The organism is Pseudomonas sp. G34, assembly GCF_031119625.1.
In the GTDB taxonomy this organism is placed as follows: Bacteria; Pseudomonadota; Gammaproteobacteria; order Pseudomonadales; family Pseudomonadaceae; genus Aquipseudomonas.
The window spans coordinates 36,414-56,331 of record NZ_JAVHZV010000029.1 but is presented as its reverse complement, the minus strand read 5'-3'; the positions used below and the strand labels follow the sequence as shown (position 1 = coordinate 56,331).

23 protein-coding genes are annotated in these 19,918 nt (G+C 64.4%); 13 read left to right on the top strand and 10 right to left on the bottom strand.

The genetic code is table 11. From position 1 onward, the window contains the following. The first annotated feature begins 117 nt into the window (after nt 1-117). The 4 genes from QYS36_RS18410 (at nt 118) to QYS36_RS18395 (ending at nt 3,919) form a co-directional block, all read left to right on the top strand. Entirely contained in the window at nt 118-648 is a 531-nt protein-coding gene (locus tag QYS36_RS18410; protein ID WP_308840842.1) for an ATP-dependent zinc protease, read from the top strand. A gap of 5 nt (nt 649-653) precedes the next feature. Beyond that, the gene (locus QYS36_RS18405) at nt 654-2,180 is read left to right on the top strand and encodes an inactive transglutaminase family protein (protein WP_308840841.1); all 1,527 of its coding nucleotides are present in this window, start codon (nt 654-656) and stop codon (nt 2,178-2,180) included. A gap of 4 nt (nt 2,181-2,184) precedes the next feature. After that, a complete protein-coding gene (locus tag QYS36_RS18400; RefSeq protein ID WP_308840840.1) occupies nt 2,185-3,171 on the top strand; it encodes an alpha-L-glutamate ligase-like protein in 987 nt (328 codons plus the stop codon). Nucleotides 3,172-3,298: 127 nt separating this feature from the next. After that, nucleotides 3,299-3,919 (top strand): phosphoadenosine phosphosulfate reductase family protein, encoded by a 621-nt coding sequence (locus tag QYS36_RS18395; RefSeq protein WP_308840839.1) that lies wholly within the window; start codon nt 3,299-3,301, stop codon nt 3,917-3,919. 56 nt (nt 3,920-3,975) lie between these two features. Here the strand turns inward: QYS36_RS18395 and cysB are convergent, their stop codons facing one another. The 3 genes from cysB to QYS36_RS18380 all read right to left on the bottom strand — a co-directional run bounded on the left by cysB (nt 3,976) and on the right by QYS36_RS18380 (nt 6,064). Beyond that, entirely contained in the window at nt 3,976-4,950 is a 975-nt protein-coding gene (gene cysB / locus QYS36_RS18390) for an HTH-type transcriptional regulator CysB (RefSeq protein ID WP_308840838.1), read from the bottom strand. 106 nt (nt 4,951-5,056) lie between these two features. Continuing rightward, entirely contained in the window at nt 5,057-5,554 is a 498-nt protein-coding gene (locus QYS36_RS18385; protein ID WP_308840837.1) for a universal stress protein, read from the bottom strand. Nucleotides 5,555-5,677: 123 nt separating this feature from the next. Next, nucleotides 5,678-6,064 (bottom strand): thioredoxin family protein, encoded by a 387-nt coding sequence (locus QYS36_RS18380; RefSeq protein ID WP_308840836.1) that lies wholly within the window; start codon nt 6,062-6,064, stop codon nt 5,678-5,680. Between QYS36_RS18380 and QYS36_RS18375 the strand changes: the two genes are divergently transcribed. Together QYS36_RS18375 and QYS36_RS18370 are read left to right on the top strand one after the other, a co-directional pair. Then, nucleotides 6,063-6,479 carry a PilZ domain-containing protein gene (locus QYS36_RS18375; protein ID WP_308840835.1) on the top strand — a complete coding sequence of 139 codons (417 nt, stop codon included), beginning with the start codon at nt 6,063-6,065 and terminating at the stop codon, nt 6,477-6,479. The genes QYS36_RS18380 and QYS36_RS18375 overlap by 2 nt on opposite strands. A gap of 121 nt (nt 6,480-6,600) precedes the next feature. Next, nucleotides 6,601-7,689, top strand: coding sequence for a 3-deoxy-7-phosphoheptulonate synthase (locus tag QYS36_RS18370; protein ID WP_308840834.1), 1,089 nt, complete (start codon nt 6,601-6,603; stop codon nt 7,687-7,689). Between the two features lie 57 nt (nt 7,690-7,746). Here the strand turns inward: QYS36_RS18370 and QYS36_RS18365 are convergent, their stop codons facing one another. Then, a complete protein-coding gene (locus tag QYS36_RS18365; RefSeq protein WP_308840833.1) occupies nt 7,747-8,028 on the bottom strand; it encodes a GNAT family N-acetyltransferase in 282 nt (93 codons plus the stop codon). 354 nt (nt 8,029-8,382) lie between these two features. Here QYS36_RS18365 and oprI point away from each other — a divergent pair, with 354 nt between their 5' ends. Next, the gene (gene oprI, locus QYS36_RS18360; protein WP_013791646.1) at nt 8,383-8,634 is read left to right on the top strand and encodes an outer membrane lipoprotei OprI; all 252 of its coding nucleotides are present in this window, start codon (nt 8,383-8,385) and stop codon (nt 8,632-8,634) included. Between the two features lie 73 nt (nt 8,635-8,707). On the opposite strand, the gene QYS36_RS18355 is transcribed toward oprI, so the two are convergent. The 3 genes from QYS36_RS18355 to QYS36_RS18345 are packed head-to-tail and all read right to left on the bottom strand — an operon-like array spanning nt 8,708 to nt 10,665. Further along, nucleotides 8,708-9,661, bottom strand: a complete 954-nt coding sequence (locus QYS36_RS18355; protein ID WP_308840832.1) for a L,D-transpeptidase family protein — start codon at nt 9,659-9,661, stop codon at nt 8,708-8,710. Between the two features lie 58 nt (nt 9,662-9,719). Further along, nucleotides 9,720-10,001, bottom strand: coding sequence for a hypothetical protein (locus tag QYS36_RS18350; protein WP_308840831.1), 282 nt, complete (start codon nt 9,999-10,001; stop codon nt 9,720-9,722). Between the two features lie 58 nt (nt 10,002-10,059). Continuing rightward, nucleotides 10,060-10,665, bottom strand: a complete 606-nt coding sequence (locus QYS36_RS18345) for an arylesterase (protein WP_308840830.1) — start codon at nt 10,663-10,665, stop codon at nt 10,060-10,062. 10 nt (nt 10,666-10,675) lie between these two features. Here QYS36_RS18345 and QYS36_RS18340 point away from each other — a divergent pair, with 10 nt between their 5' ends. Genes QYS36_RS18340 through greB form a run of 3 tightly spaced genes read left to right on the top strand, consistent with a single transcriptional unit; the run spans nt 10,676 to nt 14,394 of the window. Continuing rightward, the gene (locus tag QYS36_RS18340) at nt 10,676-11,359 is read left to right on the top strand and encodes an ABC transporter ATP-binding protein (protein ID WP_308840829.1); all 684 of its coding nucleotides are present in this window, start codon (nt 10,676-10,678) and stop codon (nt 11,357-11,359) included. Beyond that, nucleotides 11,359-13,863, top strand: coding sequence for an FtsX-like permease family protein (locus QYS36_RS18335; protein ID WP_308840828.1), 2,505 nt, complete (start codon nt 11,359-11,361; stop codon nt 13,861-13,863). The genes QYS36_RS18340 and QYS36_RS18335 overlap by 1 nt, the downstream gene beginning before the upstream one ends. Nucleotides 13,864-13,896: 33 nt before the next feature. Then, the gene (greB, locus tag QYS36_RS18330) at nt 13,897-14,394 is read left to right on the top strand and encodes a transcription elongation factor GreB (protein WP_308840827.1); all 498 of its coding nucleotides are present in this window, start codon (nt 13,897-13,899) and stop codon (nt 14,392-14,394) included. Between the two features lie 7 nt (nt 14,395-14,401). On the opposite strand, the gene QYS36_RS18325 is transcribed toward greB, so the two are convergent. The 3 genes from QYS36_RS18325 to QYS36_RS18315 form a co-directional block, all read right to left on the bottom strand. Next, complete coding sequence (locus tag QYS36_RS18325) at nt 14,402-14,701, bottom strand: class I SAM-dependent methyltransferase (RefSeq protein ID WP_308840826.1); 300 nt, start codon at nt 14,699-14,701, stop codon at nt 14,402-14,404. A gap of 218 nt (nt 14,702-14,919) precedes the next feature. Beyond that, a complete protein-coding gene (locus tag QYS36_RS18320) occupies nt 14,920-15,354 on the bottom strand; it encodes a DoxX family protein (RefSeq protein WP_308840825.1) in 435 nt (144 codons plus the stop codon). A gap of 100 nt (nt 15,355-15,454) precedes the next feature. Beyond that, on the bottom strand, nt 15,455-16,864 hold the full coding sequence (locus QYS36_RS18315; protein ID WP_308841383.1) for a transglycosylase SLT domain-containing protein: 1,410 nt from the start codon (nt 16,862-16,864) through the stop codon (nt 15,455-15,457). A gap of 205 nt (nt 16,865-17,069) precedes the next feature. Here QYS36_RS18315 and QYS36_RS18310 point away from each other — a divergent pair, with 205 nt between their 5' ends. From QYS36_RS18310 to QYS36_RS18300, 3 genes are all read left to right on the top strand, one after another. Then, nucleotides 17,070-17,936: a TatD family hydrolase gene (locus QYS36_RS18310; RefSeq protein WP_308840824.1), complete on the top strand. Its 867-nt coding sequence runs from the start codon at nt 17,070-17,072 to the stop codon at nt 17,934-17,936. A gap of 142 nt (nt 17,937-18,078) precedes the next feature. Further along, nucleotides 18,079-19,563, top strand: coding sequence for a methyl-accepting chemotaxis protein (locus tag QYS36_RS18305; RefSeq protein WP_308840823.1), 1,485 nt, complete (start codon nt 18,079-18,081; stop codon nt 19,561-19,563). A gap of 115 nt (nt 19,564-19,678) precedes the next feature. Then, entirely contained in the window at nt 19,679-19,876 is a 198-nt protein-coding gene (locus QYS36_RS18300; protein WP_308840822.1) for a hypothetical protein, read from the top strand. Nucleotides 19,877-19,918 lie beyond the last annotated feature (42 nt).

The window sequence follows — 19,918 nt, the reverse complement described above, 5'->3', positions numbered from 1 at the left end:
CGCTCGCAGGCCATGCTAGACTTCGCCTCATTTCGCCCCCGGCCGCCGTAGAAGCGGCCATTAGGGCCGTCTTCAATGGCGCATGGATCGTCCATCGCTTCACCGACTCAAGGACCCATGAGACTTCATTTCCTAACGACCCTGCCCTGCTTGCTGGCGCTGTCCTGCCATGCCCTCGCCGCGGACAAAACCATCTATGGCCTGAACGAGCACGTCAGCCTCGACATCGACGTGCAAGTGGCCGCCAAACTCGACACCGGCGCCCAGACCGCCTCGCTCAGCGCCCGCGACATCGAGCGCTTCAAGCGCGACGGCGAACGCTGGGTGCGCTTCTACCTGGCGATCGACGATGCCCATGCGCACCCGATCGAGCGCCCGCTGGCGCGCATCAGCAAGATCAAGCGCCGCGCGGGTGATGTAGACGAAGATGACGAGAAGACCTACACCGCGCGCCCGGTCATCGAACTGGACGTGTGCATGGGTAACGTCAAGCGCCAGATCGAAGTGAACCTTACCGATCGCAGCGCCTTCCAATACCCGCTTTTGATCGGCTCCGACGCGCTCAAGCGCTTCGATGCGCTGGTCGACCCCAGCTTAAAATACGCAGCAGGGAAACCTGACTGCTCCAACGCAAAATCCGGCGAGTAATCCCCATGCGCTCTCTTACCCTGCATCTGAAAATCCTGATCACCATTCTGGTGAGCCTGGGCGTTCTGATTACGGCCTATCAGATTTTCATCCTCGGCATTCCGGTCAGCAGTGACGAAACCGACGACCTCTGGAACATCGACACCCGGGTCGAATTCCAGGCCAATGGCCGCGACCCGATCAAGCTGCAGATGTTCGTGCCGCCGCTGAACCAGGACTATGTCAGCCTCAACGAGAGCTTCATCTCCAACAACTACGGGGTGAGCGTCAACCGTGCCGATGGCAACCGCAAGGTCACCTGGTCGGCGCGCCGCGCCAGCGGCAAGCAGACCCTCTACTACCGCCTGGTGCTGACCAAGCGCTACAGCGGTGAGCAGGCCAAGGCCAAGGGCCCGATCTTCCGTGACAGCATTCCGGTCGAAGGCCCCGAGAAGATCGCCGCCGAGGCGCTGCTGGCGCCGATTCGCCAGCACTCGGCCGACGTCGAGACCTTCATCAGCGAGACCATCAAGCGCGTCAACAACAGCAACGACGACAACGCCAAGCTGCTGCTCGGCGGCGATGCCTCGACCACCAAGAAGGCCCAGGCCGTAGAGCTGCTGCTGTCCATCGCCCATGTGCCGATGGAGCGCGTGCACACCATCCGCCTGGCTGCCGACATCCAGCAGAGCCCGGAGCTGTGGCTGCGCAGCTTCAACGGCGACCGCTGGCTATACTTCAACCCGGAAACCGGCGAGCAGGGTCTGCCGGCCGATCGCCTGGTCTGGTGGACCGGTGACGAGCCGCTGATCACCCTCGATGGCGGTCGTCAGGCCACCACCACCTTCACCCTCAACAACAGCGAGATGAACGCCATTCGCCTCGCGCAGCTGACCGACGAGAACACCGACGCCGACTTCCTCGAGTACTCGCTGTACGGCCTGCCGCTGCAGACCCAGCAGACCTTCATGATCATGGTGATGATCCCCATCGGCGTGCTGGTGATCCTGATCCTGCGTAACCTCGGCGGCCTGCAGACCCTGGGTACCTTCACCCCGGTGCTGATCGCCCTGGCCTTCCGGGAAACCCAGCTGGGCTTCGGTATCTTCCTGTTTACGGTGATCACCGCCCTGGGCCTGTCGCTGCGTTCCTACCTGGAGCACCTGAAGCTGCAGATGCTGCCAAGGCTCTCTGTGGTGCTGACCTTCGTGGTGGTTCTGATCGCCACCATCAGCCTGTTCAGCCACAAGCTGGGCCTGGAACGCGGCCTGTCGGTCGCCCTGTTCCCGATGGTGATTCTGACCATGACCATCGAACGCCTGTCGATCACCTGGGAAGAGCGCGGCGGCAGCCACGCCTTCAAGGTCGCCATCGGCACCCTGTTCGCGGCCACCATCGCGCACCTGCTGATGAGCGTACCGGAGCTGGTGTACTTCGTGTTCACCTTCCCGGCGATCCTGCTGATCCTGGTGGGCTTCATGCTGGCGATGGGTCGCTATCGTGGCTACCGCCTGACCGAACTGTTCCGCTTCAAAGCCTTCCTGAAGGATTGAGCCAATGTTAGGTCTCTGGAAAACCTGGAAGGCCCTTGAAGCCAAGGGCATCATGGGCATCAACCGCCGCAACGCGGACTACGTGCTCAAGTACAACAAGCGCCACCTGTACCCGATCGTCGATGACAAGATCATCACCAAGCAGCGGGCCATCGAGGCGGGCATCCATGTACCGGAAATGTACGGGGTGATCTCCACCGAGAAGGAAATCGACAACCTCGACAAGATCATTGGCGAGCGCAGCGATTTCGTCGTCAAGCCGGCCCAGGGCGCCGGCGGCGATGGCATTCTGGTGATCGCCGACCGCTTCGAGGATCGCTTCAAGACGGTGTCGGGCAAGATCGTCAGCCACTCGGAAATCGAGCAGCAGATCTCCAGCATCCTCTCGGGTCTGTACTCGCTGGGTGGCCACCGCGACCGCGCACTGATCGAGTACCGGGTAACCCCGGACAGCATCTTCAAGAGCATCAGCTACGAAGGCGTGCCGGACATCCGCATCATCGTGCTGATGGGCTACCCGGTGATGGCCATGCTGCGCCTGCCGACCCGCCAGTCGGGCGGCAAGGCCAACCTGCACCAGGGCGCCATCGGCGTCGGTGTGGACCTGGCCACCGGCGTGACCCTGCGCGGTACCTGGCTGAACAACAAGATCAGCAAACACCCCGACACCACCAACGCGGTGGACGGCGTGCAGCTGCCCAACTGGGATGGCTTTATGAAGCTGGCGGCCGGCTGCTACGAGCTGTGCGGCCTGGGCTACATCGGGGTGGACATGGTACTGGACCAGGACAAGGGCCCGCTGATCCTCGAGCTCAACGCCCGCCCCGGCCTGAACATCCAGATCGCCAACGACTGCGGCCTGACCCATCGCGCCCACGCCGTGGAAGCGCGCCTCGAAGAACTGGCCGCCAAGGGCATCCAGGAAAACGCCGAGGAGCGCACGCGTTTCTCCCAGGAACTGTTCGGCCACATTCCGGCCGTGGAAATCTGATCCAGCAGCCCGCTACCGGTCTCTCGGTGGCGGGCCTGTCGAGCTGACCCGCCGCTGCCACAGCGCCACGGCCACCGCGCAGATTTGTTACCATCGCCCCTCTCATCCACACGCCTCGGAGCCCGCAATGGATCTCGACCTGGACAGACTCAACGCCGAATTCGCCAATCAGCCGCAAAAGCTGATCGAGTGGGCGATCGGCCTGGGCAAACCCGCGATCTGCACCACCAACTTCCGCCCCTTCGAAGCGGTGATCCTGCACATGGTCAGCCAGGTCAAGGCCGATATCCCGATCGTGTGGATGGACAGCGGTTACAACACCGAGGCCACCTACAAATTCGCCGATGAAGTCACCCAACAGCTGGGCCTCAACCTGATCACCTACCTGCCCAAGCGCAGCCGCGCGCACCGCGAGGCCATCGACGGCCCGACGCCGGGGCTGGACGATCCGCGCCACGCCGCGTTCACCGAAGAAGTGAAGCTCGAGCCCTTCGCCCGCGCCCTGCGCGAAACCGCGCCAGGCGTCTGGTTCACCGCCCTGCGCGCCACCGACACGGCGGTACGGGCACAGATGCAGCCGGTGAGCATCAACCCGGACGGCCTGATCAAGGTTGCCCCGTTGCTGCACTGGTCCTCCAAGGATCTGTACCAGTACCTGACCGCCCACGGCCTGCCGAACAACTTCGACTACTTCGACCCCACCAAGGGCGAAGACAACCGCGAATGTGGCCTGCACCTGAGCCACTGATCCAGAGACAAAAAAATGGCGCCCATTGGGCGCCATTTTTCGTTCCACCGCGCGAATCAGTGCAGCGGCAGCTTGACGTCCTTGAACAGCTCTTCGAGCTCGACCTTGTTGTGACACTGCACGGCCTTGGCCAGCATGTCACGGGTCAGGTGGGGGGCGAATGTCTCGATGAAATCGCACATGAAACCGCGCAGGAAGGTGCCGCGGCGGAAACCGATACGCGTCACGCTGGACTCGAACAGCTCGCTGGCATCGAGCACCACCAGGTCAGGATCCAGCTTCGGATCGACCGCCATGCCGGCCACGATGCCAACCCCCAGGCCAAGGCGCACATAGGTCTTGATCACATCGGCATCGACAGCGGTGAACACCACCTTGGGCGTCAACCCACGGTGACTGAAGGCCTCATCCAGCTTGGAGCGGCCGGTGAAGCCAAAGGTGTAGGTCACGATCTCGTGCTCGGCCAGCGCCTCGAGGGTCAGCTTCGGCAATTTGCTCAGCGCATGCCCCTGGGGCACGATCACGCAGCGGTTCCAGCGATAGCACGGCATCATCACCAGGTCGTTGTGAAGCTCCAGGCCTTCGGTGGCGATGGCGAAGTCGACGGTGCCGTCGGCAGCCATTTCGGCGATCTGGGTCGGCGTGCCCTGGTGCATGTGCAGGGCGACCTCCGGGTATTGCTTGATGAAGCTGCTGATCACCGGCGGCAAGGCATAGCGCGCTTGCGTGTGGGTGGTGGCGATGGACAGCGTGCCCTTCTTCTCGTTGGAGAACTCCTGGGCGATCTGCTTGATGCTTTCGACCTTGCGCAGGATTTCCCCGGCGGTGGTGATGATCCGCTCACCTGCCGGGGTCACGCGGGTCAGGTGCTTGCCGCTGCGAGCGAAGACTTCGACACCGAGTTCGTCTTCGAGCAGACGGATCTGTTTGCTGATCCCGGGCTGTGAGGTGTACAGGCTCTGCGCCGTGGCGGAAACGTTGAGGTCATGGTGCGCGACTTCCCAGATGTAGCGCAGTTGCTGAAGCTTCATACAAACCCCTCAAAGCGGATAGGCCGCCGCCTGATCGTCGATCAGCTATATAACCATATTAATGGTAAAGGCGGTACAGATAGATTTTTTATCCGGGTCGAGCCGCTCACTCGTGGCGGGAGCGGTGCTGCAGCATGGGCACCAGGTAAACCGGCACGTCGCACAACTGCAGGAGCCTGGCAGCCGTGCGACCCATTGGCACCTCGAGCGCCGCGCCATGGCTGTGACTGCCTACGACCAGCAGATCCACCGCGAGTTTCTGGGCATGCTCGAGAATGGAAATGGGCGGATCACCACGCAGAACGCTGACCGAACCGATCAGCTCGAGGTCCTCGGGATTGTCGCCCAGCTCGTCACGGAAACCCTCGAGCACGCGCAGCTCGATATTGCTCATCACGGTTTCCAGGCCCGTGCTGCGCAGCTCTTTCAGGCGAGCTTCGTCGACATAGGTCTGCAGAACGGATTCGGCGAACAGGCCCATGGGTTCCACCACGTGCACGACGTGCAGTCGCGCCTTGAACGTGCGTGCCAGTGCCAGCGCGTGCTGCAACACATAAGGCGCATACAGACCAAGATCGGTGGCGTAGAGAATCGAACGAATCATACGGCCTCCTCGACTGCCGGCACGGCGGGGCCTGGCTTGAGCTTAGCAGCGCCGTGGAAAAGCCGCCGTAAAAGGATAGCCCATGGCCAGCCCGGCCGCTCGAGCTGGCGCAGCGAAGAGCGCTCAGGGCAGCTCTTCAGGCGCTCTGGCAAGCGCCTCGGCCAGCGCTCGGCGCAGCTCGGCAGGAGACAGGCTGGCGTGCAGTGCCGCGAAGAACGCACCGTCGCGCACCACGAAGAGCGCCGGCAGCTGGAAGACCTCATAGCGCTGCACCAGGCCGAAATTCTCCTGGGCATCGATCCATACCAGCCGCTCGACCGGCAACCCCATCCCCGGCAGCCGCTGGCGCGCATAGCGGCAGGCCGTACAGCCCTGGGCGGTAAAAATCACCAACGAGGTGCCCGGCAGGTCGAGCAATCGCCGGTCGGCATCAAAATCGGTCAATTCCAATTGCGTGGCTATCTTCGGCCAGGCAATATCATTCTGATGGCCACTGGAGTGCTCGTTCATGCGTCGCTTTCTTCGTCATAGCAGTAATCTGCCTGTGGAGTTGAGGCTACGTCGCCACTCGCCCAGCGCCAGCCAACGCCTGGACAACATCAGCCTGGGCGGCGCCGCCTGCCATTCGAGCCATGCCTTGCCACAGGGCACGCCCGTCACCCTGCACATCCCACTGCTGGGCGAACAGCTAGCCTACCCTGGCCAGGTCGCCTGGTGCACGGGGCAATCGGAACATTACCTGCTCGGCGTCGCGTTCAGCGAGGATGCGCCCGAGCTGCGCGCCCATATGGTCGAAGAAATCTGCAACCTGGAACGCTACCGCAAGCATCGGGAACAACTGGCTGGCCAGGTGCTGCCCCTCGAGCTAATTGCCGAGGAGTGGCGTGAACAGCGGCTGGCCAGCTTTAGCCCGCCCAAGCCCTAAATATCATTGTCTCGACGGGCGCTAACGCGCTAAGGTTCGGCTTCCCCGCTGTGCCCATACTGCTGTGCCCGCTGCACGGGGATCGCTGGCGGCCGGCTCCCGTGACCCGATGACCCACCCGATGAAAAGCACGACAGCTGAATTACCGATCAACGACCTGAACGTCGCCTCCAATGAAACCCTGATCACCCCGGAACAGATCAAGCTCGAGATCCCGCTGACCGAGCGCGCGCAGCGCACCGTTTCAGCCGGCCGGCAGGTGGTGCGTGACATCCTCGATGGCAAGGATCACCGCCTGTTCGTGGTGGTTGGCCCCTGCTCCATCCACGACATCAAGGCCGCCCACGAATACGCCGAGCGCCTGAAAGTGCTCGCCGAAGAAGTCTCCGACACCCTGTACCTGGTGATGCGCGTGTACTTCGAGAAGCCGCGCACCACCGTCGGCTGGAAAGGCCTGATCAACGACCCCTATCTCGACGACTCCTTCAAGATCCAGGACGGCCTGCATATCGGCCGCAAGCTGTTGCTCGACCTCGCCGAAATGGGCCTGCCCACCGCTACCGAGGCGCTGGATCCGATTTCTCCGCAGTACCTGCAGGACCTGATCAGCTGGTCGGCGATCGGCGCGCGCACCACCGAGTCGCAGACCCACCGGGAAATGGCCTCGGGCCTGTCCTCGGCAGTCGGCTTCAAGAATGGCACCGATGGCGGCCTCACGGTGGCCATCAACGCCCTGCAATCGGTTTCCAGCCCGCACCGCTTCCTGGGGATCAACCAGCAAGGCGGCGTATCCATCGTCACCACCAAGGGCAACGCCTACGGCCACGTGGTGCTGCGTGGCGGCAATGGCAAGCCGAACTATGACTCGGTCAGCGTGGCCATCTGCGAGCAGGAACTGAAGAAGGCGGCGATCAAGCCGAACATCATGGTCGACTGCAGCCACGCCAACTCCAACAAGGACCCGGCACTGCAACCCCTGGTGATGGACAACGTCGCCAACCAGATCCTCGAAGGCAACCAGTCGATCGTCGGCCTGATGGTCGAAAGCCACCTGGGCTGGGGCAACCAGTCGATTCCCAAGGACCTGCAGCAGCTCAAGTACGGCGTCTCGATCACCGACGCCTGCATCGATTGGGAAAGCACCGAGAAGACCTTGCGCAGCATGCACGCCAAGCTCAAGGACGTGTTGCCCAAGCGCCAGCGCGGTTAACCCCGCCACCATGAAAAACGCCGAGCATCTGCTCGGCGTTTTTGTAGGCGGCGTCTATCAATCCTCCTCGGCAGCGCCTTCGGTACGCGCCATGTAGCGCTCCACGTAGGAGCAGGAGGCAATCACCGTGTAGCCCATGCTGTCGGCGTAATCCAGCGCGGTCTTGGTCAGCGCGGCGGCGATGCCACGCCCGCGCAGCGAGTTCGGCACGAAGGTGCGATAGATATCCAGGGTCTGCTTGCCCAGATCCATGTAGGAAAGATAAGCGCGATCCCCATCCACTGTGGTCTCGAATTGGTGACCGGCAAGGTCATGATGAATGGACAGTGGCTCGCTCATTACTACTCCTCTCGATTGGGCCAGGCACGACATCCCCGGCGGGGCCTGCGTACATCCGGTAACAATAGGATATAAAGCCACTGTAGGATGTAAAGGGCAAGGCAAAATCCCTTCACCGGGAAATTGCCGGTCTGACAGAAATGTTTGCTGGGAAAATCGCGGGCCTCAGCGGCATCCATGACCGCTACCTGTATCGGTATACGACGCTAGCGTACTAATTTCAGAGAAAAAATTCGGAACCCTTGCCCTTCGTCCGTTTACTTACTAGAAGTTACAGGTAGTATGTACGCCGGTCATTTTCCGGGTTCGGGAAAGGGCTTCAATAAGCAAAAAACTGACCCTAAGGGGAACACGATGAACAACGTTCTGAAATTCTCTGCTCTGGCTCTGGCCGCAGTTCTGGCTACCGGTTGCAGCAGCGTCACCAAAGAAACCGAAGCTCGCCTGACTGCAACCGAAGACGCAGCAGCTCGCGCCCAAGCTCGTGCCGACGAAGCCTACCGCAAGGCTGACGAAGCACTGGCTGCCGCTCAGAAGGCTCAGCAAACCGCTGACGAAGCCAATGAGCGCGCTCTGCGTATGCTGGAAAAAGCCAGCCGCAAGTAATCGCCTGCGGGCAATAAAAAGCCGGCTCTCGAGCCGGCTTTTTTTATGCTGAATGCTGCCCGGGGCGAGGTTCTCAGGGCGCCGGCGACTGCGCCTGGGTGAGCGCATCACGTGGCGAGGCGATCTCTATCGGCAGGCCATCGTGGGCCGCCACCACCTCACGCACCACGTCCCAGTCCAGGGTATCGGCGCTGAGGTCGTTACGCCGGATCAGGGCATTGACCACCTCGGTGTGGTGATCGACCGCCGGGGCATCTTCCTCGCCCAGCGGCGTATGCGCCTCCAGATAGACCTTGCCACCACTCACCCCGAACTTGTACGGCTCGTTGATGATACGCACCGGTGTGCCGACCGGCGCCATGTCGGCCAGCTCGAGCACGTTGTTGTTGAACATGCGGAAGCAGCCATGGCTCACCCGCATGCCGATGCCGAATTTCTTGTTCGAGCCGTGAATCAGATAGCCCGGCACCGACAGCGTCATCTTGTAGGGCCCCAGCGGGTTGTCCGGGCCTGGCGGCACGTAACTCGGCAACGGGTCGCCATCGGCTGCGTGCTCATCGCGAATGGATTGCGGCGGGTACCAGCCCGGGTTCGGCGTCTTGGCGGTAATGCGCGCCTGGGTTACCGGCGAGCTCCAGCCCTCGCGGCCGATGCCCAGCGGATAGGTATGGACGACGTTCTCCCCTTTCGGGAAGTAGTACAGGCGGTATTCGGCGAGGTTGATCACGATACCTTCACGCGGCCCCGGCGGCAGGATGAAGCGCGTCGGCAGCACGATATCGGTGCCCTCGCCCGGCAACCAGGCATCCACCCCCGGGTTGGCAGCGACCATTTCCAGATAGCCCAGATCGTTCGCCGTACCGATGTCGGCGAAGGTGTCCTCGTAGCGCGCCTTGATGACCTGGATCTCGCCGACGATGTCCTCGCCGGGCGGCGGCAACGGCAATTCCAGTGCGGCGGCGGAGCCTGCCAGACAGACAGCACCCAACGACAGACAGCGGGCAAGAGCTGAAACGCGCGGCGACATGCAGAAAACCTTCGAGGTAATGATGATGGTGGGAGTTGATTGTATACCGTGGCGCCCCTCAGCGCCCCGGCCACGCCGGTCGCTCGCCACGGCGCTGGGCCTCCAGCGTGGCCAGGCAGGCGCGGCACAGGCGCCGGTCCTGCAGCATGGACCGCTCCAGGTCACGCCACAGCGGCTGCGCGGGCAGCAGGCCACCGCACAGGGTGCGATCGGCATAGCCGCCAAGCTCCAGCTGACGAGCGACCAGATGCACCTTCACTTCACGGCAGGCGAACAGATCCAGCTGCTCGTCCGGCTCGATCAGTTGGTAGGCATACAGAGACCAGACGGGTCGCAACATTGGGGGCTCCAGAACGGGGGCGCCACATTAGCCGAAACACCGTCAGCGGAAAAGCCCGTCACAATAATGGCTTGAGCGTTGGCCAGACATTCTCGAGCAGCTGAGGCTGGGCCTCCACAGCGGGGTGCACGCCGTCGTCCTGCATCAGCTTGTCGACACCGCCCACGCCCTCGAGAAGAAACGGCACCAGCGGCACATTCTTGTCGGCGGCCACGTCGTCGAACACCTTGGCGAACGCCGTGGTGTAACGCTCGCCGTAATTGGGCGGGATGCGCATGCCCAGCAACAGCACCTTGGCACCGGCACCCCGCGAGGCATCGATCATCGACGCAAGATTCTGTTGCAATTGGCTCGGAGGCAAACCACGCAGGCCGTCGTTGCCACCAAGCTCGACGATCACCAGCTCCGGCTGGTGCTCGGCAAGCAGTGCGGGCAGGCGCGCCGCGCCGCCAGCGCTGGTATCGCCGCTGATCGAGGCGTTCACCAACTGGTGCTCGAACCCCTCGCTGCGCATGCGCTCGTCGAGCAGATGAACCCAGCCCTGCCGGGTATCCATGCCAAAAGCGGCGCTGATACTATCGCCGACGACCAGCACGGTCCCCGCCTGCGCCATCTGCCCCATCAGCAGCAGGCCCAGAATGGCCCCCTTCACTATTGCACGCATCGGATTCCTCATGAGCTCTAGCATTCTGTCTGCGCAGAACCTTAACAAAGTGGTCTCCAGCGCGGAAGGCGAGTTGACCATCCTGCATGACCTGTCGCTGGAGCTGGAAAAAGGCGGCAGCCTGGCCATCGTCGGCAGCTCGGGCTCCGGTAAATCCACCCTGCTCGGCCTGTTGGCCGGCCTCGACCTGCCCAGCTCCGGGCGCATCGTGCTGGCCGGCAACGACCTGGGCAGCCTGGATGAAGACGCCCGCGCCCGGGTGCGTGCCGAGCACGTGGGCTTCGTGTTCCAGTCGTTCCAGCTGCTCGACAGCCTCAATGCCCTGGAGAACGTCATGCTGCCCCTGGAGCTCGAGGGCCGCAACGATGCCCGTCAGCGCGCCAGCGAACTGCTCGAGCGCGTCGGCCTTGGGGCACGCCTGACCCACTCGCCGCGCCAGCTTTCCGGTGGCGAACAGCAGCGCGTGGCCATCGCCCGGGCGTTTGCCGCGGAACCCGATGTGCTGTTCGCCGATGAACCCACCGGCAACCTGGACACCCACACTGGCGAGCGCATCAGCGACCTGCTGTTCGAACTCAACCAGGAGCGCGGCGCAACCCTGGTGCTGGTCACCCATGACGAACGGCTTGCCGCGCGCTGCCAGCGCATCATCCGCCTGGAGGCCGGCCACCTGGTGGCAGCGGTGAACGCTTGATGCGCGCCCTGTCCTTCTTCAGCCTGCTGTCGCTGGCGGGCCGCCAGTTGCTGCGTGATGCGCGCTCGGGCGAGCTGCGCGTGCTGTTCTTCGCCCTGTTGATCGCCGTGGCTTCCAGCACTGCCATCGGTTATTTCGGCGCCCGGCTGAACGAGGGCATGAGCTTGCGCGCCACCGAGTTTCTCGGCGCCGACCTGATTCTCAGGGGTAGCGCCCCGGCCAGCCCCGAGCAGATCGAGGCCGGCACCGGGCACGGGCTGCAGCACGCCCAGGTGGTCGAGTTTTCCAGCGTGATCGCCAGCGACGCCGGCATCCAGCTGGCCAGCGTCAAGGCCGCCGGCAACGGCTACCCGCTGCGTGGCCAACTGAAGAGCGCCGCTGCGCCCTACGGCGAAGAAACCGTCAGTGCCGGGCCAGGGCCTGGCGAGGCGTGGGCGGAGTCGCGCCTGCTGGTGGCGCTGAACCTGAAAACCGGTGACCAGATCGAAGTCGGCGCCAAGCAGCTGCGCCTCACCCGGGTGCTGACCTACCTGCCGGACGAAGCCGGCGACTTCTACAGCCTGACGCCCCACGTGCTGATGCACCTCGACGACCTGCCGGCGACCCGCGTGGTGCAACCGGGCAGCCGGGTGCGTTACATCGAACAGTGGAACGGCCCGAGCGATGCCCTGGCCAGTTATCGGCAGGCCACCGAGCCGGGGCTGGCGGCCCACCAGCGCTTCGATGACGCCCGCGATGGCAGCCGCCGCGTCGGCGGTGCCCTGGATCGTGCCGAGCGCTACCTGAATCTCGCCAGCCTGGCAGCCGTACTGCTGGCTGGCGTGGCGGTCGCCCTGTCGGCGTCGCGCTTCGCCAGCCGCCGCTTCGACGCCAGCGCACTGTTGCGCTGCCTGGGCCTGTCGCGCCGCCAGGCGCTAAGCCTGTTCGGCCTGCAACTGGCGATGCTCGGGTTGCTCGCCAGCCTTGCCGGCGCGCTGCTCGGCTGGCTCGCGCAGCAGACGCTGTTTTACCTGCTGCAGGGCCTGCTGCCCGCGCAGGTTCCCCCGGGCGGCGTCTGGCCCGCCCTGGCCGGCATCGCCACCGGGCTGGTGGCACTCGCCGGTTTCGCATTGCCGCCCCTGGCGGCCTTGGGCCGCGTTCCGCCGCTGCGCGTGCTGCGCCGCGACATGCTGCCGGTACCGGCCAGCTCCTGGCTGGTCTACGGCACGGCGCTGCTCGCCCTGGGCCTGATCATGTGGCGCCTGAGCCTTGACCTGACGCTGACCCTGGCCCTGCTCGGTGGCGGGCTGATCACCGCCCTGTTGCTGGGTGGCCTGCTGCTGCTCGGCCTGCAGAGCCTGCGCCGCCTGCTGGCACGCGCCGCCTTGCCGTGGCGCCTGGGGCTTGGTCAGTTGCTGCGGCGGCCGCTCGCAGCGGCCGGGCAATCCCTGGCCTTCGGCCTGATCCTTCTGGCCATGGCGCTGATCGCCCTGTTGCGCGGTGAGCTGCTGGACAACTGGCAGGAGCAGCTGCCGGCCGACGCGCCCAATCATTTCGCCCTCAACGTACTGCCTGCCGAGCGCGACGCCTTCGCCGAACGCCTCGCGCAGCTTTCCCCCCATCCCGCGCCGCTGTATCCCGTGGTGCCGGGGCGCCTGACCCAGGTCAACGGTGAGCCGGTTCGCCAGTACGTCAGCGAAGATTCCCGTGGCGAGCGGGCGGTGCGCCGCGACCTGAGCCTGACCTGGAGCGCCGAGCTGCCCGAAGGCAACACACTGACCGCCGGCCAATGGTGGTCGAGCAACGAACAGCGTGAGCTGCCCGGCGTGTCGGTAGAGGACGAACTGGCGCAGAGCCTGCACATCGAGCTCGGCGACCGCCTGACCTTCAGTGTTGGCGGTGTCGATCGCGATGCCGTGGTGACCAACCTGCGCGAAGTGGACTGGAACAACTTCCAGCCCAACTTCTTCATGATCTTCGAGCCCGGCACCCTCAAGGACCTGCCGGTGACCTACCTGACCAGCTTCTACCTGCCGCCGCAGCACGAGCAGCAGCTGGTGGAGCTGTCCCGCGCCTTCCCGTCGGTATCGCTGCTGCAGGTCGAGGCGCTGCTCAACCAGCTGCGCAGCATCCTCGCCCAGGTCACCATCGCCATCGAGTTCGTGCTGCTGTTCGTGCTGGCGGCAGGCCTGGCCGTGCTGTTCGCCGGCCTGCAGTCGACGCTGGACGAGCGTATCCACCAGGGTGCCCTGCTGCGCGCCCTGGGCGCCGAACGCAAGCTGCTGGTGCAGGCCAGGCGCGCCGAATTTGGCCTGCTGGGCGCCGCCAGCGGCCTGCTGGCCGCCCTGGGCTGCGAGCTGGTCAGTTTGCTGATCTACCGCTATGCCTTCCAGATGGCCTGGCAACCCCATCCGTGGCTGCTGGTGCTGCCGCTGATCGGCGCACTGCTGGTCGGTGTGGCCGGCGTGCTGGGTACGCGCCGCGCACTCAACGCCAGCCCCCTCACCGTTCTGCGCGAGGGTTGATAAACTGCGCGTCCGCCATAGACCGAGCCGAGCATGAGCCGATACCGCCCTCCCCGCGCCGCGGGTACGCCCCTGATCACCCCGCAAGGCGAGGCGCGCCTGCGCGCCGAATTGCACGAGCTGTGGCACGTGCGCCGGCCCGAGGTGACCCGCTCGGTCAGCGAAGCGGCGGCCCAGGGCGATCGCTCGGAGAACGCGGAGTACACCTACGGCAAGAAGATGCTGCGCGAGATCGACAGCCGTGTGCGCTTTCTGACCAAACGCCTGGAGAAGCTCAAGGTGGTGGATACTCGCCCCAGCGATCCGCACAAGGTGTACTTCGGTGCCTGGGTCACGGTGGAAGACGAAGACGGCGTTGAGGCGCGCTATCGCATCGTCGGCCCCGACGAACTCGACCTCAAGCTGAACCTGATCAGCATCGACTCGCCGCTGGCCCGCGCCCTCGTCGGCAAGGGCCTGGATGCCGAGGTGCGGGTACAGACGCCGACTGGCGACAAGTACTGGTACATCGTCGCCATCGACTACCCGTAAGCACCGTTCAGCGCAGGGTGATCAGTCCCTGCCGGGCAATGCGCGTCAGCTGGCCAAGCGCTTCGGCGCTGGGGCGTTGCAGCACGGCAAAGTCGAAACTGTCATCGGCGAAGCGCTGCAGCGACTCGCCCGGCTCGACGAACTGCACGAGAAAGGCGCGCTGGCCTTCACGGCGGGCGGGCCAACCATCCAGATAGCGCAGCAGCGTCGGTTGGTGAACGCCACCGAGCAGAATGCGCGGGTTGCGCCGAACCAGCCGGGTGGTGATGGGGACGATACGAATTTGTGCCGCCTGGGAGCAGGTCATGGGTGCTTGTCTCCGCCTCGAAAATCCCGCTGGGCAGCGGTGAGAGGCAACACCGAACCAGCGCTTTAGCGGAATTTCGAGACTCGCTGACAAGTCCCTGAGGCGCCCCGCAAGTAGCTGTCTAAATCGGCGCAGGTCACAATCCTAGAGAGTTGCCGAGCAGCCTGTCAATAACCAGAAAAGCCCGCATGGGCGGGCTTTCGCACGTGCCGCGCTGGTCAGCCGGCGATGCGCTTGTCCAGCGACAGCCGCCCGGCGCCTTCGACCAGCAGCGCCAGCGTGGCGGCCAGCAGTGCCAGGGCGAACTCGTAGCCGTTGTTGGCCATGAAGAAGCCATTGCCGATATGCACCGAGAAGATCGCTACCAGCATGGTGATCGCCAGCACCGCCGAAGCAGGCCGCACCAGCAGGCCGATGACCAGGGCCACGCCGCCGAAGAATTCGGCGCTGCCGGCCATCAACGCCATCAAGTAGCCCGGCGCCAGGCCGATGCTCTCCATCCACTGGGCGACACCTGCCAGGCCGTAGCCGCCAAACCAGCCAAACAGTTTCTGCGAGCCATGGGCCATGAAGGTGATGCCGACCAGCACGCGCAGGATGGTCAGGCCAAAGCCGGCGCGGGTGGTTACCAGGGATTTGATGAATGGGTGCATGGGGCGAATCCTGTGCTGTGTAAGTGAGATGGCGGCATATTAATTCAAATATCCAATATTAATACCGAATAAAACCGCTATAAATAATCGAATAAACTGATTATTTGCGCACACTCACTTTTTCCGCAGGCTCCAGGGAATAGCGCTCGCGGGCATAGGCCAGGTAGTACTTGTTCACCGCGTTGACGTAGCTGACCACGCCCATGCCCAGCTCCTCCATCGCCACCCGCTCGACCTGGAAAAACCACTGGTCGGGGTTGAGGCCGCGCCGCCGCGCTTCGGCGCGCAGGCTCTGCACCCGCTGCGGGCCGAGGTTGTAGCCGGCGAGCACGAACGCCATGCGCTCGCGTTCATTGAGCCGCGGGCTGTTGAAAAAGCCACGGCGAATCTTGGCAAGGTACTTGGCACTGGCCTGCACGTTGTTCTCGACCCGCGAGATGTCGCTGACACCAACGCTGCGCGCCGCCGCGGGGGTGATCTGCATCAGCCCGGTTGCGCCGCTGCTGCCACGGGCCGCCGGGTTGAGCGTCGATTCCTTGAACGCCAGAGCGGCGAGGGCCAGCCAGTCGAAATCATGCTGTTCGGCGTAGCGCTGCAGCACTGGCCGCACCCGTTCGAGGCGCTGGCGCTCGGTACGCCCCATGGGCGAATGCACTTTATAGAGCCGTCGGTACACGCGCTGGAAGGCAGCGTCCTGGTCATCGGGCACCCGGTAGCCTTGCAGAAAGCGGTCGACGCTGGCACTGAGCATCGGCGCGTCACGGCGCATGTACCAGCGCATCACGCCCTGGTCGTCGAGCACCAGATGGCGGTCGACGCGCAGCTTGGGCATCACCTTGGCCCAGCGTTCGGCGATGTGCAGTTCCACGGCGGTGAAATCGAAGATACCGGCCTGGACCATTTCCAGGACATCCTCGACGGCCAGGGTCGGGTCCACCCACTCGACCACGATGGGCGGCAGCTTGCGCGCCGCGAGGCGGCGGTTGATGTCGTGCAACGCCTCCTTGGCCACGCTGCCAACCGGCAGCGACAGGCTGCGCCCGGCCAGTTGCTCGAGCCGCTGATAGCGCCGGTTGCCCTGCCGGGCGACGATCACCACCGGCACGTCACGGCGTATCGCTTCGCTGGCCAGCACGTTGCCGCCCTTGCTGCTGAGCAACTCGCCAGGCGCCACCAGATCACCCTCGCCACGCTGCAGGGCCGCGAGCAACTGGTCCTTGGCCTTGGGAATCAGCTTCAAGCGCAGGTTGCGGCCATCTCGGGCATTGCGATTGAGGTACTGCTCCACGGCGCGCAGACGCTGGTACTCGACGCCGATGCTCTGCCCCTTGACCTCGCCCGAGCTGTTGCGACTCTGGTTGACCAGCACCCGCAGCTCGCCGCTCTTGCGAATGCCTGGCAGGTCACGGGGTGCGGCCGTGCCGGTGACCTCCAGAGGCCCGGCGATACGTGCCAGCGCCGGCAAGGGCAGCCAGAGCAGCAGGCAGATGATCAGGAGGACGCGCAATATCGATGCTCCGATAGCGGGGAAACCGGCCGACAGCCAGGGGTGGTGATTCGCAGATGCAGCGCCAGGCGCGGCATGGCCAGCACTGAGACAGCATCAGCTCTTAATTTACGTCACGAATCGACCACAAGTTTTTGTAATCGTTGGCTTTTTATCGGTGATAAAAAGCTCTGCTATGCTGCGCCCTCTCGTTTTCCAGGGTCACACCATGCAACTCATCGACATCGGCGTCAATCTGACCCACGCAAGCTTCGACGACCAGCACGCGGCAGTGCTCGAACGTGCCTTCGGCGCAGGTGTCTGCCAGTTGGTGCTGACCGGCACCAGCCTGGGCGAAAGTGACCATGCGCTGAGCCTGTGCCGGAAACTCGACGAGCGCGCCGAGCGGTTGTTCAGCACCGCCGGCGTGCACCCCCATGACGCCAAGCACTGGAGCAGTGACGACAGCCAGCGCCTGCGCGCCCTGCTCGCCGAACCACAGGTCAGGGCGGTGGGCGAATGCGGGCTGGACTTCAACCGTGATTTTTCGCCGCGCCCGCAGCAGGAAAAGGCCCTGGAGGAGCAGCTGAGCCTGGCCGCCGACTTGCAGATGCCGGTATTCCTGCATGAGCGCGACGCCCACCCACGCTTCGTGCAGATCCTGCGCGATTACCGTGATCGCCTGCCGGCCGCCGTGGTGCACTGCTTTACCGGCGAGCAACGGGCGCTGTTCGACTACCTGGACCTGGATCTGCACATCGGCATCACCGGCTGGATTTGCGATGAACGCCGTGGCGCGCACCTGCACCCGCTGGTCAAGGAGATTCCCGCCGGCCGCCTGATGCTGGAAAGCGACGCCCCCTACCTGCTGCCGCGCAGCCTGCGCCCGAAACCCAAGGGTGGTCGCAACGAGCCGGCGTTTCTGCCCGAAGTGCTGCGCGAGGTGGCCCTGCACCGCCAGGAGTCCGCCGAACAGGTGGCCAGGCACACCACGGCCTGCGCACGGGCCTTCTTCGCCCTGCCGACCCTCGTCGAAGCGGTCGACGATCAGGAAGATGACCGGGAGCCTTCGAACGGGTCGGATCGACGCCGCTGACCTGGAGGCGGCGCGTTGCTTGCAGAGTCCTGGCAAGCCGAGTCGTCGGCTGCGGTTGACCCATATCAAGGGATGGTTATTTTGCCCGTGACAGAATAGTGGCGCCTTGCCAGCAATTCATTCATGTCGAGAGCAAAAGAACATGCCCGTGTGGATTCGCGATCTATCCCTGAAACACAAGTTCTGGGCGGTGAATGCCGTCGCCTTCGTCACCACCCTGCTGCTGGTGTTGTTCGCCATGCTGCAGGAACAGGACACCTATGCCCAGGCCGCCCGCGCCGATGCGCAGCAGCGCGCGCAACTGGTCGCCGCCTGGCCTGTCGACCAGGCGCTGCCCGCTAGCGCCGGACTGATCGCCTTCAGGGCCGGTGAAACGCCCGAGCTGCCCGGTGACGCAGATGCCACGCCGCTGCGCAACGGCCGTGGCTGGGTGGCCCTCGAACACGAGGCGCTGTTCGCCAGCGAGCCGCTGCTCGGCGCGCAGCTCGTCGAGCGCGGCGGCGAGCAGCGCATCGCCGTCATCGCCACTGGCCGTAGCCTGGCCCAGGTGTTCAGCGAGCGCGCCGCACACTACGCCCTGGCGGTGGCGGTACTGATGCTTGCCCTGCTCGCCGCCTCGCAGTTGCTGATCCGCTTCCTGCTCAGCCACCTCAATACCCTCAAGGATGTGATGCTGCATGTCGAGAACAGTGGTGATCTGGCCGCCCGCGTACCATTGCAGAGCCGCGATGAGGTCGGGCAGATGGCGGGTGCCTTCAACGCCATGCAGGACGGTTATCAGCGGGTGGTCGGCGCGGTCATCCAGGCCGCTTCACGGCTCGACGAGGGTACCGGGCGCCTGGCGCAGGGCATGAAGGACGTGCGCCAGGGCATGCTCGGCCAGCAGAGCGAAACCGATCAGGCCGCCACCGCCATCAACGAGATGTCGACCACCGTCCACCACATCGCCGAACACGCCGCCACCACCCGTGACCAGTCACAGGCCGCCGACCAGCTCGCCGGCGCCGGGCAGACCGTGGTCAGCCGCGTGGTCGACGCCATCACCGGCCTGTCCAGCGGCGTGCAGCAGACGGCGACCATGATCGAGCAGGTGGCCGCCGACAGCCAGAAGATCAGCCGCGTGGTCAACGTCATTCATGGCATTGCCGAACAGACCAACCTGCTGGCCCTCAACGCCGCCATCGAGGCAGCGCGGGCCGGCGAAATGGGCCGCGGTTTCGCCGTGGTGGCCGATGAAGTGCGCAACCTGGCCAAGCGCGTGCAGGACTCCACCGACGAGATCACCAGCATGATCGGTGCGCTGCAGGCCGGCACCCGCGATGCCGTGGAGTTCATGCAGGAAAGCTCGTTGAAGGCCGACGACTGCGTACGTGCCGCCCATGAGGCCGGTGAGGCGCTGGCGGCAATCACCGGCGCGGTGGCGCAGATGCGCGAAAGCAACACGCAGATCGCCGTTGCGGCCGAGCAGCAGAGCCTGGTGGCCGAAGAGATGACCCGCTCGGTGATCGGCATCCGTGATGTCACCGAGCAGACCGTCCAGCAGACCCTGGCGTCCGCTACCACCAGCAGTCAGCTCGCCGACCTGGCAGGCGAACTGTCGAGAGCCATCCACCAGCTGAAACCCTGAGCACCAGGGCACCTCCGGCAGATAGTAGAAACCCTATCTGCCGTATAGCACGGATCAATTCGCAGCCCTTGCGCCTGCCCCATAGACTGGCTCCATCTGATGCAGGAGACCGATCATGAGCACGCCAACCGCTACCCTTGCCCGTCACACCGAATCGCTGGACATGCCGATGCTGGCCATTGCCCTGCCGCTCTTGCTGGTATCCCTGGCGCTGGCGGGCAGCGGCTCCGGCGCCCTCTCGCTGGTGTTGTCCGGCCTGGGCGCCATTGCCGCCTACGCCCTGGCAAGACAGGCACTGCTAGGGGTCGGTTGACGTTTCACCCACGGCCGCATTGAAACGCCAACAGGGCAGCGC